This is a genomic window from Methanocella arvoryzae MRE50 (assembly GCF_000063445.1).
GTDB classification, from domain to species: domain Archaea; phylum Halobacteriota; class Methanocellia; order Methanocellales; family Methanocellaceae; genus Methanocella_A; species Methanocella_A arvoryzae.
The window spans coordinates 120182-134490 of record NC_009464.1 but is presented as its reverse complement, the minus strand read 5'-3'; the positions used below and the strand labels follow the sequence as shown (position 1 = coordinate 134490).

Sequence of the window (14309 nt, the reverse complement as noted above, 5' to 3'; positions counted from 1 at the left end):
TTGATCAACCGAATCAGATATCTTCTACACTGCGGACAGTTTCCGACATGATCGACGTTTTAGCCGGCTTGATGCTCTCAGGTTCCGACCGGTCCAGCCGGTTACCCCTGTTTGCCCATTCCTGCAAGCCACCCTTGAGGACTGTCACGTTTTTAAAGCCGAGGCTCGAGAGCTTCATTGCCGCGTCTCCTGCCAGTCTGTCTTCCATCCGGGGGGAAGGCGTAGTCTGGCCGGGACCATAAACAATGATATTAGCGTTCTTGTCCAGGTTTTTGGCTATAGCGTTCATCTCCCCGTCGAAAAGCGAGCATGCGCCGGGAATGTGGCCCTTATAATACTCGGTTAACTCTCTGGCATCTACAATGACGTATCCACGCTCTCTGCGCCTCATCTGGTTTTGCAGGTCGTCGACGCTGATCTCTTTGATCTGCTGTGCGTACAAATTTATCACCAGAGCAGAGTACAAAGGTAATTAATATAAAAATGACTAAGATAAAGAGAGAACATCTCTCAGCCCGATAATAGATATTATCGGAATATGCCCGCGCGGGTAGATGACAGAGCCATTGCTACCGGAGGGTCATCAGGGGGCTGAAAGCGAAGTCCGGATCCCGCTATTTATTACTCTCCAGTGGATTACCCTGCTCCTGCCACTCCTGTAAACCACCTTTATAGTCCCACACATTCCTGAACCCTTTTTTAAGAAACGCTTTAGCTGCGGCAGTACTCGCAGTGCACTCATAGCTGCTGCAGTACGTGATAATATCCATATCCCGGTCATAGCCTTCTGCCAGTTGATCAACCTCATCTACGGGGATAGGGATAGCTCCCGGAATATGCGATGAATCATACGAGTCGATGTCTCTGGCATCTGCGAGGATGAAAGGCTTTTCGAGTTTCATTCGCTTTTTAAGCTCTTCGATGGACATCCGCCTGACCTGAAGTTCCTGCATTTTAGATCACAGATAGGACGACTACCCGGACTTTTAATAAAGTTACGTGTACATTCCGCAAGGTTCGTTGATAATTGCCAGCGCAATTAAGCTGCGGTTTTTTATTACGCCGTGTATTTATATATTAAAAGATTGATTCTATGTCAGTATTGGTCGGGTGAAATGATGTTCGTCGAAAACAGCCAGGAGAATAAAAACATCTGTATGCAGTACTGTGGCTCGTGCCCGAGTTTCCAGAAAGAGGGAGGTAAACTACTTTTTTGCTCCAGAGGGAATAGCTCTGGCAATATCGTCAGAAAAGGCTGCAAATGTGGCATGTGCCCTGTGGCCATCCAGCATCAGCTTGATGGCGGCTACTACTGTATCCACGGCAACCTGGATACGTTGATTGACTAAACTTAGAGGCCCTGTTCGCAGTCGATTTTCTCGCCTGCGCAGAGCCCGAATATTTTTCCCTTCAGTTTTTCATACCAGAGGGCTTCTGACGGCCTTATTACACAGGCGCGGCCTGTCAGTTCGGATAATTGCTTCAGGGGCTTATCCATAGCAACATCTAAGCCTGGCTTCAGGCGGAGCGGGTCGATGAGTATCCGCGAGCTACCCGCGGCCTTGATCTCTCTGATAAGCTCAAGGACGTTATCTTCGGTGAGTATGCCGGGAATAATCGGCCCGATGAATGCCCACGTGGCTATGCCGCTTTCAGAGAGTTTTTTCATTGCCTCGAGCCGTTCGCTCGCTACACTGGCCCCGGGCTCTATTATACGGGATATTCTGTCGTCAAGCGTAGTGATAGTAAAGCCTACTTCTTTCTTACGGAACTCGGATATCAGATCGAGATCTCTGAGCACCAGCGCAGATTTCGTCTGTATGCAGACAGGAAAACTCTTGGCCAGCAGCACTTCCAGGCAACTCCGGGTCAGCCGCAGCTTTTTTTCCAGCGGCTGGTAAGGATCTGTGACGGTGCTCAGGCCGACGGTGCCCGGCTTGAACTTCCTTGCCTCTTTCTCGAGGATGGCTGGCATGTTGACCTTTGCCTGCACGAAAGAGCCCCAGGAATCTTTACCACTATAGTGTAGCGTGGATGGCGCATAGCAATAGCTACAGGCGTGCTCACAGCCCCTGTACGGGTTAAGGGAATAGTCCAGCTCGGGCAGCGAGGACTTACTTAAAGCGGTCTTACAGTTGATCTCTTCATACTTCATGATGGCACTCTCAGAAATCCGTCAGCCTCCGCTGGAATCTCGAATCCTTAAGTACATAGCTGTTCAGCGTCCAGCGGCTCATAGGTATGTCGAACCGGGTCTGAATGTATGTGAGCGCCTCATTCAGGGTGTTAAATTTAGAGCACGGTCCCTTTAAGGCGTTTCTGACATTCTCCCGGACATTCCAGACGCCCACAGGCATCACATAGCCAGAATGGGCCTCTCTCAGAATCACCACTTTAGCCTGCCTGCCCTCCCTGACGAGGTACTCGCAAGTGGCCAGCCTGGCAGCATAATAGCAGCCGCCTATGCTCGCGTAGGTAGTCCTTCCTTCATAGCGTTCGGCATCGGAGATGATCATGATCTCCCTGCCCGCAGGGTTCCAGATCGTGTCGGGGTACCAGGCCTCCACCAGCTCATAGCTCCAGGGCTCCGGGATCATCAGCACGATGAAACGGTTATCCAGCTGCCAGCTCTCGAAAACCCGGTACTCGTTGATCAGGGGCAGGTCCTTGACCTGCTCCATCAAAGTCTCCCCTATAATGCTGTCGACTGCGGTGATGCTCTGCCGGGTGGGAACTATACGCCGGGACTTCTTTACTCCGAACGCCCCCATGCTAAAGGCCCGCTGGATGCGGGTGACCATTGTTTCGTCTTTATAAAGCTCCAGCACCGCATCCCTGGCTAAAAGATCGCCATCGTAGTGGGCTTTCTCTATCCGATGGTCGAGCCTGAAGTTTCCGATTTCCGCCTTCTTCAGCGGCGCCGACGGGCCGAACGGCTGAACTTCGTCGTCCAGCTCAATCCTGCCGGCCGGCTTGCGGAGAAATTCAGCGGCGGTATCCACAGGGTTACTTGCCATCGAAAGCAGCGTCATGTCCTCCACGATTTTCCCGCACTGCTCCGGCTTCCGTACGTTGACCTTATATAGTCCCCTGACAAGCGAGCTCCGGAACCCGACGATGTCGTCGATCGTCTTGCCAATCCACCGCTCGGGCGTGTCCATCTCCGAGGTATCCCCGATCACGGGAGGTATCAGAGGCCCGATCGATACAAGCGGGTACCCGTGCCGCCCGACAAACACCCCCGGCGCAGAACCGTAAAGTGAAGTGCTGTCGATCTGCGGTGCCGTCTTCAGCTTCGCATAGTGCTTGATCATGATCGGGCAGCGCGACTTAGAGCAGAGCATCTTCGTCCCCTTGCAGGCCACACAGAGCGAAGGCTCAGGCTGAGCAAAAAAGCCTTTGCGGCCGGTATCTTTAAAAGGGTCCCCGGATGAGAAAACGGCATCCATATAGTAACTGGATAATGGCGATCTGAGAAGATAAATACGCGTTATGTGGGGTGAAAGTAATGTGGATCTGGATTCGACAATGTTGATGCCTTATGCGGCAGCGCCTTTCATCGCCCGGACTACGTGCGGGTCTTTCAAAATCGAGTCCGCCTCTTCGGCGGTTAAGGAGAGCCCGGATTTCAGGCAGTCGACGACCTCAGTTTTCCTGAACTGGCCGGCCCGTTTTTTGATCTTGATAACTCTCAGCGCGTACTTGACCTTGTGGTCCCGGTCCCGGTTCTGGTAAGCCCGGATTGCCCGGTAGAAGTCGATCTTGCGGAATTCAGGCCAGTAGGGTGCTGAAATGTATATTGCACACTCGTTGCCGCTCGCCTGCCAGGGGAGGAAATTGGACGTACGCTCGTCCCCGCCTGTGCGGATGATCAGGTCGACGCTGGATTTTTGCTTTTTGTCGAAGTACAGGTACTGGTCTATGGTGTCCTCGGTGATCTCTTCCGGATTCATTTCTCTGGCCTTGACCTTTTCCGCGATTCTGGCAGCGCCGTCTACGATCTCTTTGCGGCCGCCGTAGGCCAGTGCCACGTTGAGGAAGAAGTTATCGTATTTACCTGTGGCATTGTGGGTTTCCCGGATCTCTTCCCGCATGTCGTCCGGCAGCATGTCCATGTCGCCTATGCAGTTGATCCGGATCTTATACTTATGAGTCTCGGGGCTCTCCCGGGATTTTCTCAGCTTGTCCTTGATCAGGTTAAAAATCGCCTTCTTTTCGCGTTCGTTTCGCTGAAAATTTTCAGTCGAAAAGGAGTAAAGCGTCAGCTGGCGAACTCTGAGCTGCTCACACCACTGGATGACCCGCTCAGTCGTATCGGCACCCAGCATATGCCCTTTTTCGACCACCTCGCCCATGCGCTTTGCATATCGGCGGTTGCCGTCCATGATGATGGCGATGTGCTGGGGAATCGGGCCTTTCAGTATCTCGCGCTTCATGGAAAGCTCATACCACTTGTAAATGACAGGTATGTGCTCGTACCACCTGGAAAACAGCATGTTGCGTAGGATACCTTTAAGCTGCATACTCACGCGTTCTCAGTCTCTCTCAGCGCCTCTCTGACGAGGTGCTTGTATTTTTCCTTAATGGAATACACGTTGTGGTCACCGGTGACGTCCACACTGAGGATACCGGTCTTGGAGCCCATCAGGCCTACCATTGCAGGGGTACCCTTGTTCTTGACGTCGAAGTTCTTTTCCCGGAGCCTGTCGTCTATGTCTTTTGTCTCATAGGGCCCGTTCTCAAGGAACATCTCCAGAACTGCACGGCGACGGCCGTCCTTATCCCGGCTGAGGTAATCCTTGATCCTTACGAGCACCATTTCGTCTTCCGTACTATTCAGAGTGACCACTCCCGGATGATGAGATAATGAAATCAATAGTCTGTAAATTGTCATTAATCATAAAGGTATTCTCTCCACGACCAGCCCGTCTTTCAGGGGATACCTTTCGACAATGGACTTCTCAAAACCGGCCAGTTCCTCGGCGATGTCATCGAGGATCCACCAGGCGAGTTCAATCCGTTCTTTGTCGATGCAGGCATACATCTCCTGCGGAACGCCCAGAGTCTGGATAACCGTCCGGGCTTTTGCGAGGTCGCCCCGGATCTCCCCGTAAACGATTGTACCATCGTCGGTGATCTCGTCGAACTCTCTCGCTATCCTCGACGCTGTCCGCTTCAGCCTTTGCCGCAGCTGAATGGCATCCTTAAAACGCGAGGAACAATACCTAATATTTGCACTGCTATTTAAAACTATCTCGTGCGCCAGAGTTTCAGAGCCCTGGACTGCATTGGATACCGCATCCCTCAGGCGATAGTTTCTCTGCTTCATCGCCTGGCTGTTGGTGTCGGAGAATTCCAGCTCGTTCAGGTTCAGGAAAGCCCCGGCTTTGACAATCGCCCGCTCTATCTCGGGCACTTTAGCGATGGCAGGTATCTCGATGCCCGCGCTCATGCCGAGTTCTATAGCCTGCTTAAGTGAATCGTGATATTTAGAGCCGTAGAAGTGATCCCATAGCTCCCGGGGCGGATGCATTCTCAGCTCGTCCAGGCCGGCATCCTTCAGCTGCATAAGGACATCCCGGGACGGCGCAGTACACGTGTAGAGGTGGATGTGATGCTCCTGCCCGAACTCAGCCTTTAGCAGCCGGATATAGTAGAGGGTACGCTCCAGCCTCGCCAGCGGCTCGCCCCCGGTGATACCAGTACCCAGGGCATCCATACCCCGGGCTTCCTCAAGCACATCCTGGTCGGACTCGACCATTCGCTCGTTGGCGTAAGTAGAATCAACGTTCTTTCTCTCGGAAGATATGGGACAGTAGTAGCAGTCTCTTCCGCAGACGCCAGTAATGAAGAGTACCATCTTGGCGCCCTGATGGCAGAGCCTGCATCCATCGCAGAGGCTATAGTACATAGAGCCTGTATCGTCTTTGACGGGTTGTCTGCCGATGTCTGCGACCATATCGGGACCTGTCCTGTATTTGATACTGTGGGTTTACAGTTTAAAATAAATAGTTTCAGATCTCCGGTTTCAGATCTTCGCCCTCTCGAATTTATCGCTGGCTTTCAGCGGCCTGGTCGCGTCAATGCCCATTTTGGAGGTCACATTGTCCTCGCAGACCGGGTCCAGCGAGCTGCCCCGGACGTTGGAGATGATCATGACGTCCTTATCGGCCTTGACTCTGGTAGCGATCGCATATTCGACGTCCATCGGGTCGAAAATGTTGATGTCAGTGTCCACGATGACCACGTGCTTGAGGCTGGTGTGGGCGGCGAACGCTGCCATGATGGCGTTCATGCCGTCGCCTTCGGTCTGTTTCTCGATCTGCACGATCGCGTGCAGGTAGCAGCACCCGCCCTCGGTGAGGACGACGTTCTTCACCTTGGTTACGCCGCCGACGGCTTTGTAGATGAGCGGCTCGTAGGGCACGCCCATGAGTAGCTTGTGCTCTGCGCCGCCGGGCAGGATGCCGTGGTAGATCGGGTCTTTCCGGGAGTACATCTTTTTCAGGTGGATGACGGGTTCGGGGCGGATGTGATCGTAAGAGCCGGTTATGTCTACGAAGGGGCCCTCCTTGACCTTCTCCGTCGGGTCGATCTCGCCTTCGAGGACGATCTCGCCGTGAGGCACCTCCACGCCGTTGTCCAGCGTGACCAGTTCCAGCGGCTCGCCCTTGAGGGCTGCGGCATAGTTCCACTCGAGGCCTTCGGGCACCCGGGTGGATGCTGCGAAAACGGTCACAGGGTCTACGCCGATGACGATGCCGACCTGCAGGGGCTCGTTGTGTTTAGCGGCTTCCTTGTGGAGCACGTAGGTGTGGCGGGGCGGAACCAGCCGGGCTGCCAGAGTGTTGTCGTTGACAACCATCAGACGGTGGATGGAGGCATTCACCTGATCCTTATACTTAGAAACGACTATGCCTGCTGTAATGTATGCGCCGCCATCTTTCTTGAAGTGCTTCATGATGGGCAGAGTGCTCAGGTTCGCCTTAGACTTGACCTCGAACATCGGGGAGTCATCGACCCTCCGGATTTGGCCGTCATAGCCAGTGCTGCTGAGCTTGCTGATGATCTGGTCCTGGCTGACTCCCAGGGCCCTCGCTAACTGCTCTCGTGAGTTCATCACATTCATGGCAGCCTTGCGGCCGAAACAGTCGTGGAAGACAATGCAGCGCTTGTCGTTGTACGCCATGCGCGGCGCCTCGAAGATCGGTGATACAGTCTTCGTCACGTCCAGCACATTGCCTTCTTTTCGCTGCATTTCGATGAATTCTCTGAATCCTGTGGTCATACCAGAGCCTCTGCTTTTCGTGCCTCAGCCGGGGTTCCAGGCAGAACTCCTGCAGGCACTGTATTTTTTATTATACCGAGGCCTGGAGATAATAAATTTATTGGTGGCATGCGCCTGCCAGAGTGTACAGTTTAGAGGAAATTATGTATACCGGGACAGGGAGTGAATAGATCATGGCAAGCATAGACTCGCTCTACAAAGTAGAGAACGAGCGTGTCCTAATCGAGATGAACTTATCCTCCGTACTGCAGCTTTTTAACTCGCTTGACCCTGCCCCCTTCCACGAGAAAGAGCTGGATAAGTACGCCGAGGAGTACATCATCGACGCAGTCAAGGATTTCCCCCCGAAGACCCGGTTCAAGATCGTCATTTATCTCCCGGACAGAGACATTAACACAAAAGTATCGGTGGAAATTGCAAAGGCGATCAGGTCGCACTTCGAATACCGGTCGCATATGGAGAGACGCAAGTTCCGGGAACGTTTGATCTATGGAGAGTTTGCGCTCGTCGTCGGGCTTACTTTTCTGGCAATAGCGACCATTGCCAGCATGGCAATAGATACCTATGCAGGCCAGCACCCGGCAGCACACCTTGTTTCAACCGCCCTGGAAGTGACGGGCTGGGTAGCCATGTGGGAACCGGTCACTGTTTTTCTCTTCCAGCTCTGGCCGATCAGAAAGCAGAGAAAGCTGTATGACAAGATTAGCCAGATGGAAATCGACATTCTCCCGTACAGAAAGTTTTCACCGAAGGCTCCCGAGTTGCACATACAGCCAGAGATTCGATCTTCCGGGATCTTGAAGTCTTTCAGGAAATATTAGACGGCCTATAACCCTTTTCCAGTCATTGAAAAGATAACAAAAAGTATTTTTAAAGCCAACGCCCGGAGTCGAACCGGGTTGAAAACGCTCTGCAGGCGTTTGCATGACCGCTCTGCCACGTTGGCGCATCGAGCACATCTCATAGGCACTTTTTGATATATAAAATTTACCAGTGAGATTGCGCATAAATGCATTTCTGGGCAACCAATATTAACCAGAAAGTGAGACTTAATACTGATGCAGCCACTTGCGTTGACAGACTACGACCGCCGCCGCTACAACCGCCAGATGCTTATCAGGGGCTTCGGGGAAGCCGGCCAGGAAAAGCTCAGGAAGGCCAGAGTATTCATCGCCGGGTGCGGAGGGCTGGGCAGCCCGATTGCTACATACATGGCAGTCGCCGGGTTCGGTACGCTGGTCATCGCAGACATGGACATCGTCGACCTATCCAACCTGAATCGGCAGATCCTGCACTGGGATAAAAACGTGGGAGAGGACAAGGTAAAGAGCGGCTATGAAAAACTGGCCCAGATCAATCCGTCGATCAATATAGAGCCCTTCAACGGCCGTATAGACGAAAATAATGTGATCGAGCTCACGAAAGGCTGTGACCTGATCATGGACGCCATGGACAACTTCGAAACCCGGTACCTGCTCAACAGGGCCTCGCTTCATCACAACATTCCGCTTATCCACGGCTCGGTCTGGGGCATGGAAGGCAGGATCACCACTTTGATACCGGGAAAGACGCCCTGCCTCGAATGTATCTTCCCGAAGGCGCCGCCGAAGGAAGTATTCCCGGTGCTTGGAGCCACCCCTGGTGTCATCGGCACACTCCAGGTTACCGAAGCGGTAAAAGTGATACTGGGAATAGGTGAACCCCTCGCGGGACGGCTGCTTGTCTACGATGGGGAGTATATGGAGTTCCATGAGCTGAAAATCGAGCGTAATCCTGCCTGCGCTGCCTGTGGCAAGCCCTAATCGAAAAGACATGCTGCCGGGAGAGATACCCGGCTGCTTATTGCTTCTCTCTCCGTATCTTCGTCGACGAAGCCGGCAGGGTGCTCTTTTTCTTCTCCGGCTCCCCCCACCGCCGGAAAATATCGTTGTCGATGCCCGCCTGATCAAGTATTCTCCCGACGACGTTATCGACGAGGTCGTCGATCGTCTGAGGCTTGTTATAGAAGCCAGGGCATGCGGGCATGACGACTGCGCCAGCCTGCTTTACCTTGACCATGTTCTCGAGGTGGACGAGATTTAGAGGCATCTCCCTGGGCACAATGATAAGCCTGCGGCTCTCCTTTAAGGTCACGTCTGCAGCCCGGCTGATGAGCGTATCGGCGAAGCCGGTGGCGATGGAGGACAGGGTTTTCATGGTGCATGGCACGATGACCATTGTATCCCACCGGTAAGAGCCGCTGGCCACCGGTGCCATGAAGTCTCCATCATCGTGGTAGAAGGTAGCCTTTTTAATGACCCTGTCGACCGGGATATCCGTCTCGTACTCGATAATTTCTCTGCCCTGCTCTGAGATGATCAGGTGAGTCTCTACATGCCCGTTGAGTACATCCAGCAGCCGGATGGCGTACTGGACGCCGCTCGCGCCGGTAATTCCGATGACTATTCTGCGGTTCGTAGCGCTTCCTCCATCTCCGAGATAAGGGAATTACTCATGATCATCACGTCTTTGATCTCCTGGGGGGTTATATCGTCATAGTGCACTCCGACCACAACCACGCAGTTACAGTCGAACTTTTTGGCCAGAAGTTCAGCTGCATCTTTCGCTATCCGGTCGTCCCTGTGCCCTGGCATAGTGATGACCGAAGAACTGGCCAGGCCAGAGCAGGTATTGCCCGCACCTACGGCACCGATGTGAGCCGCTCCCCCGGAGATTACGACCAGCAGGTCGGGCCCGATACGGGTAGCGCTCAGGCGGACCGTAAGCCGCCCTGCTGACTTCTCGAGAACGATCTGGCTATTCATGCAATCTCCAGCTTACTTTGCTTCGGCACCTTCTCTACGTTAAAGTAGTCCCTGGCGATCTGGCCCACTTTCTCCCGGTATTCCGGCAGGGTGTAGACGCCCATCCGCCAGTCATCGGTGTATGAGCTTTCCATGATCCGGGCCAGGTTGGAGACACTGTCGAGGTATTTCAACTGGTCGTTCTCGGTGAGCACTTTCATGTTGCGCTCCTTGAAGTCGGGCACTTTAGGAATATCGACTAACACATAGCCCCGATCGATACCAGCCAGCCGGGCGATTTCCACTTCTGCGTCCCGGTGCACGCTCGAGTACCGCACGATGTTCCGGTCCACGGACTCGAAGCCCACGAATAAAGCCCTCTTGAAAAGCTCACGCTGGTTAAGCCGACGGATGATCTCGCCCGGATAGCCCTGCATACTCCTCATCTTCACGTTGAGCTCGTAGTCGTCCATCAACTGCAGGTCGAAGGGATTTATCATCCCCGCATCGATAGCGGTTTCGAGCGCGTTGACAAACATGGCGCCTGCGATGCGCCCCACATGGTGGTTGTATACCGATGGGTACATTAAAAACCGGGACATCAGCAAGGCTTCGGCAGACTTCAGCCCACGCTGGTACAGCACCAGCGAATTGTCCCTGAAGCCCAGGTGCCTGAGCAGGTGCTCGACGTCGACGATACCGTAAGATACGCCGGTGTAGTAAGCGTCCCGGAGGATGTAGTCCATCCGATCCACGTCCAGCGTCCCATTCACGATCTGGCTGATCCGGGTTTCTCCTTTGATGTGAGAGGCGATGGTGGCCGGCTTCATGCCCTGCTCCTCGAGGATGGAGGCGATCTCCGGCCGCTCCAGCAGGAACTTGACATCCGCGTGATCCCTGCGAGTATACCTTTCGAGCACGTCTTCGCAGTCATGAGAATACGGGCCGTGCCCGATATCGTGCAGCAAGGCAGCGACTTCGATCTCGGCTTTTTCCTGCTCGTCCAGATTAGCGGCGAGCCTGCCCGCCAGGTAGTATGTACCAAGAGAGTGCTCGAACCTGGTATGGTTGGCACCCGGATATGCCAGGTTAGTCCATCCGAGCTGTTTGACGTTTCGCAGGCGCTGGACGATCTTCGTGTCCAGCAGCTTCTCGATGGAAGGCAGTATTTCTATATAGCCATGGATCGGGTCACGTATTGGGCTCACATGCTAAAATTGACGCTGATAGTATATATTGATTTCAAGCAGGAGAGCCAATGCATTCGAAACTGTCAGATCTTGCAGGACAAGTATGACGGGATATAGTATTATTACCCTTGCCGCCAATTAAGAAGCAATGTTCACGGTTTTATCAGGTGGTACTGGCACCCCCAAGCTGCTCCGGGGCTTCAAGGACAGCGAAGATCTTGCGGTCGTCGTCAACACGGCAGAGGATATCTATGCGTCCGGCAACAAGATCACTCCGGACATCGACTCAGTCATCTATACAATCGCCGGCGTGATCGACGACGAGAAATGGTGGGGCATCAGGGGAGACACGTTCAACACATATAACGCTCTCAAGGCAATGGGGCACTACGAAGAACTGATGATCGGGGACAAGGACAGAGCCACCCACATCATCAGGACCGAGCTGCTGCGGTACGGGAGCACCCTGACAGAGGCGACTCTCGAGCTGTGCGACGAGTTCGAGATCAAGACCAGGGTACTGCCTATGAGCGAGGAAGACGTAACCACAGTAGTGTCCACACCCGAAGGAGACATGCACTTCCAGGACTTCTGGATCACGTTCAGGGGTGAGCCCGAAGTCAAGGATGTCCGGCTGCTGGGAGCCCTGAAGCCTACTGATGAAGTCATGGACGTGCTGGGCATGTCGGAAAACATCATCATCGGCCCGAGCAACCCGATCACCAGCATAGGGCCAATCCTCGCCCTTGAGGGCGTCAGAGATGCGCTGCAGGTTAAATTCGTAGTAGCTGTCAGCCCATTCATAGGGGACAGGCCCATCAGCGGCCCGGCTGCAAAGCTGATGAAGGCTAAAGGCTTCGAGCCGTCTACCCGGGGTGTAGCAGAGTGCTACAAGGACATCGTAGATGTGTTCATCATGGACAAGCGCGATAACACCGACCTCTCCCGCTACGACTTCGAGGTGGACAAGTTCGACACCCTGATGACTAACGCTGAAAAGAGCAAGGCACTTGCAGACTTCGTGTTGAGCAAGTGCGTTTAAAAACAGTCAGGCAATTTATCGCCGCGAGATTTTGATGAACCTGGATTGTCCCGGCCGCAGGCCGGGCAACCCGTCAAACTTTTTATACTATCCTGCCCATCTCAAAATCATGCCTAAGTATGCCGTAGTGATATGTCCAGCCTGCAGGAATCCGTTTATCATAGAGCCGGGGACGAAGACGGTGTCATGTCGCTACTGTAACAAGAAGCATGAAACGAAGAGCCTGAGAGTGTTTCTGGCCACGGACGACTTCAAGGAAGCGCAGACCATGCGGGGCTCGATCAACGCCCACATCTGCGGTGATCCGACCTTTGACGAGGGAGTCGCCTGCGGAGCGTTTGACAGAGAAGTCGTCGCGGACATCGAGGATGAAAGGTTTACTGAGGATAAGCGTCTCGTCGAAGAGAAGATGAGGGAAGAGGCGAAGCAGACCAGAACAAAAGGGCAGCAGGCTATCCTGACCGATACATTTGACGAACTCGGGGCGAATGGAGACGTGTCCGTGGATGAGTACTGGGCGAGTGTGTCCGCCCAGGGCATCTCCCGCAAAAAATTCGACGACTGGATCGAGAAGATGCTGGAGATCGGAGTAGCATATTCTCCCCGCCACGGATACCTGAGAAAAGGCTGAAATAAGAAAAACAAGGGCACTGGTTACTGGCACCGTGCCCAGTATTACTGATTTTGCAGTATGCCGGTTTAGATCGCAGCTTTTTTAGCCTTCGGCTTGCCGTGGCTGTTCAGCAGCTTATAGGCCTGTGTCATAGCGATCGGCGTGATAACCGTTGTAACCACTACCATTAACACGACTGCAGAGAAAACGTCGTTGGAGAAAATGCCGGAAGTGGCACCGATACCCGCAATGATTAAACCGACTTCTCCCCGGGACATCATGCCGAGTCCTACGATTATTGCTTCCCTGGCGTTCCTGGTCATGATATAGACCGGGATGCCGCAGCCCAGGATTTTACCCAGCATAGCCAGCACGATCAGGATAGACGCGAAGACTAAGGAATCCAGGGTCAGGCCGCTCAAGTTTACCATAGTACCGGTGACTACGAAGAAGAGAGGCGCCATAAGGAAATTTATCTTTTCCGTGACTTCCTGGATAGTATTGAGAATTTTGGTCTCGGCCACGGACATGCCTGCAGCAAAAGCGCCCAGGATCGGGGCGAGTCCTGCCATGCCCGCCACATAGGCAAAGCCGAAGCCCATAGCAATCGCTGATACTTCCTGAGTTCCATTACAGCGAATAGTGCAGTGTTTGCCAGCCTTGTGGGGTTCCCGTGGTTTGCCTTCTGCATCGTACATCTGGCAATTTTTCCTCGGACACAGTATATTGATGATTTTCGATACTACGAACACGCCGAAGAGAGTCATCCCCAGCCAGAAGCCGATAGATACACCTGCAGTCCAGATGATCGAGGTCACGTCCAGAGAGCCGCTGCGGACCAGGCCGAGCACAATGGCGAGGACGATCAGGCCGAGCACGTCATCGATGACGGCTGCGCTGATGAGGACGTTGCTTTCCCGGGTTTTCATCTTGCCGATGTCTTTCAGGACTTTTACTGTGATCGCAATGCTGGTGGCGGTAAGCGCGGCTCCGACTAGCAGAGCTTCTTCAGCCGGATAGCCCCAGTAAATGACGAGTCCGTATCCGAGGACGAAAGGCACGACCACTCCACCGATCGCTACCAGGGTAGCCAGTAGTCCGCTTTTCCGGAAGTCCGCAAACCGGGTTTCGAGGCCCACCAGAAAGAGCAGCAGTACTGCCCCCAGTTCCGCCAGTACATGGACGGCTTCGTTGACGACGATCAGGTGTGTCCCGAAGAAGACCAGGCCGCCGAACAGCGTCGGAGCCAGCAGGACACCTGCCAGCAGTTCGCCCACAACGGCTGCGACGTTGAGCCGTTTAGCGATCTCGCCGCCGATTTTGGCACCAATTAACAGTAAGCACAGACTAAGTAAAGTCTCAAGGACGACAATTTCTCCTTCCATCCTCTTTT

The 14309-nt window shown here is 53.7% G+C and carries 17 protein-coding genes and 1 tRNA gene; 5 read left to right on the top strand and 13 right to left on the bottom strand.

The window, feature by feature from the left end:
• Positions 1-13 precede the first annotated feature (13 nt).
• The gene (locus RCI_RS00670) at positions 14-451 is read right to left on the bottom strand and encodes a rhodanese-like domain-containing protein (RefSeq protein ID WP_231844886.1); all 438 of its coding nucleotides are present in this window, start codon (positions 449-451) and stop codon (positions 14-16) included.
• A gap of 163 nt (positions 452-614) precedes the next feature.
• Positions 615-953 carry a rhodanese-like domain-containing protein gene (locus tag RCI_RS00665; protein WP_012034452.1) on the bottom strand — a complete coding sequence of 113 codons (339 nt, stop codon included), beginning with the start codon at positions 951-953 and terminating at the stop codon, positions 615-617.
• 162 nt (positions 954-1115) lie between these two features.
• Here RCI_RS00665 and RCI_RS00660 point away from each other — a divergent pair, with 162 nt between their 5' ends.
• Positions 1116-1349, top strand: coding sequence for a DUF2769 domain-containing protein (locus RCI_RS00660; RefSeq protein WP_231844885.1), 234 nt, complete (start codon positions 1116-1118; stop codon positions 1347-1349).
• 2 nt (positions 1350-1351) lie between these two features.
• Here RCI_RS00660 and RCI_RS00655 read toward each other — a convergent pair whose 3' ends face one another.
• The 6 genes from RCI_RS00655 to RCI_RS00630 all read right to left on the bottom strand — a co-directional run bounded on the left by RCI_RS00655 (position 1352) and on the right by RCI_RS00630 (position 7288).
• Complete coding sequence (locus tag RCI_RS00655; protein WP_012034450.1) at positions 1352-2155, bottom strand: SPL family radical SAM protein; 804 nt, start codon at positions 2153-2155, stop codon at positions 1352-1354.
• 10 nt (positions 2156-2165) lie between these two features.
• Positions 2166-3365, bottom strand: a complete 1200-nt coding sequence (locus RCI_RS00650; RefSeq protein ID WP_012034449.1) for an Nre family DNA repair protein — start codon at positions 3363-3365, stop codon at positions 2166-2168.
• Positions 3366-3539: 174 nt separating this feature from the next.
• A complete protein-coding gene (gene uppS / locus RCI_RS00645) occupies positions 3540-4523 on the bottom strand; it encodes a polyprenyl diphosphate synthase (RefSeq protein ID WP_052309869.1) in 984 nt (327 codons plus the stop codon).
• 2 nt (positions 4524-4525) lie between these two features.
• The gene (locus RCI_RS00640) at positions 4526-4849 is read right to left on the bottom strand and encodes a DUF2551 domain-containing protein (RefSeq protein ID WP_231844884.1); all 324 of its coding nucleotides are present in this window, start codon (positions 4847-4849) and stop codon (positions 4526-4528) included.
• Positions 4850-4897: 48 nt separating this feature from the next.
• The gene (locus RCI_RS00635) at positions 4898-5959 is read right to left on the bottom strand and encodes a radical SAM protein (protein ID WP_012034446.1); all 1062 of its coding nucleotides are present in this window, start codon (positions 5957-5959) and stop codon (positions 4898-4900) included.
• A gap of 69 nt (positions 5960-6028) precedes the next feature.
• Complete coding sequence (locus RCI_RS00630) at positions 6029-7288, bottom strand: UbiD family decarboxylase (RefSeq protein WP_012034445.1); 1260 nt, start codon at positions 7286-7288, stop codon at positions 6029-6031.
• Between the two features lie 173 nt (positions 7289-7461).
• On the opposite strand from RCI_RS00630, the gene RCI_RS00625 reads away from it, so the two are divergent.
• Positions 7462-8109 carry a hypothetical protein gene (locus RCI_RS00625; RefSeq protein WP_012034444.1) on the top strand — a complete coding sequence of 216 codons (648 nt, stop codon included), beginning with the start codon at positions 7462-7464 and terminating at the stop codon, positions 8107-8109.
• 53 nt (positions 8110-8162) lie between these two features.
• Here RCI_RS00625 and RCI_RS00620 read toward each other — a convergent pair.
• Positions 8163-8234: transfer RNA gene (locus tag RCI_RS00620), tRNA-Cys, on the bottom strand.
• 112 nt (positions 8235-8346) lie between these two features.
• Here RCI_RS00620 and RCI_RS00615 point away from each other — a divergent pair.
• Positions 8347-9090: a HesA/MoeB/ThiF family protein gene (locus RCI_RS00615; protein WP_012034443.1), complete on the top strand. Its 744-nt coding sequence runs from the start codon at positions 8347-8349 to the stop codon at positions 9088-9090.
• 37 nt (positions 9091-9127) lie between these two features.
• On the opposite strand, the gene RCI_RS00610 is transcribed toward RCI_RS00615, so the two are convergent.
• Genes RCI_RS00610 through RCI_RS00600 form a run of 3 tightly spaced genes read right to left on the bottom strand, consistent with a single transcriptional unit; the run spans position 9128 to position 11279 of the window.
• Positions 9128-9682: a UbiX family flavin prenyltransferase gene (locus tag RCI_RS00610; RefSeq protein WP_231844998.1), complete on the bottom strand. Its 555-nt coding sequence runs from the start codon at positions 9680-9682 to the stop codon at positions 9128-9130.
• Between the two features lie 47 nt (positions 9683-9729).
• Positions 9730-10092 (bottom strand): prenylated flavin chaperone LpdD, encoded by a 363-nt coding sequence (gene lpdD / locus RCI_RS00605; protein ID WP_012034441.1) that lies wholly within the window; start codon positions 10090-10092, stop codon positions 9730-9732.
• The gene (locus RCI_RS00600) at positions 10089-11279 is read right to left on the bottom strand and encodes an HD domain-containing protein (RefSeq protein ID WP_012034440.1); all 1191 of its coding nucleotides are present in this window, start codon (positions 11277-11279) and stop codon (positions 10089-10091) included. The genes lpdD and RCI_RS00600 overlap by 4 nt, the downstream gene beginning before the upstream one ends.
• A 130-nt stretch (positions 11280-11409) precedes the next feature.
• Here RCI_RS00600 and cofD point away from each other — a divergent pair, with 130 nt between their 5' ends.
• Positions 11410-12303, top strand: a complete 894-nt coding sequence (gene cofD / locus RCI_RS00595; protein WP_012034439.1) for a 2-phospho-L-lactate transferase — start codon at positions 11410-11412, stop codon at positions 12301-12303.
• Between the two features lie 109 nt (positions 12304-12412).
• A complete protein-coding gene (locus tag RCI_RS00590) occupies positions 12413-12934 on the top strand; it encodes a zinc finger domain-containing protein (RefSeq protein ID WP_012034438.1) in 522 nt (173 codons plus the stop codon).
• Between the two features lie 68 nt (positions 12935-13002).
• Here RCI_RS00590 and RCI_RS00585 read toward each other — a convergent pair whose 3' ends face one another.
• Entirely contained in the window at positions 13003-14301 is a 1299-nt protein-coding gene (locus RCI_RS00585) for a cation:proton antiporter (RefSeq protein WP_148266458.1), read from the bottom strand.
• Positions 14302-14309 lie beyond the last annotated feature (8 nt).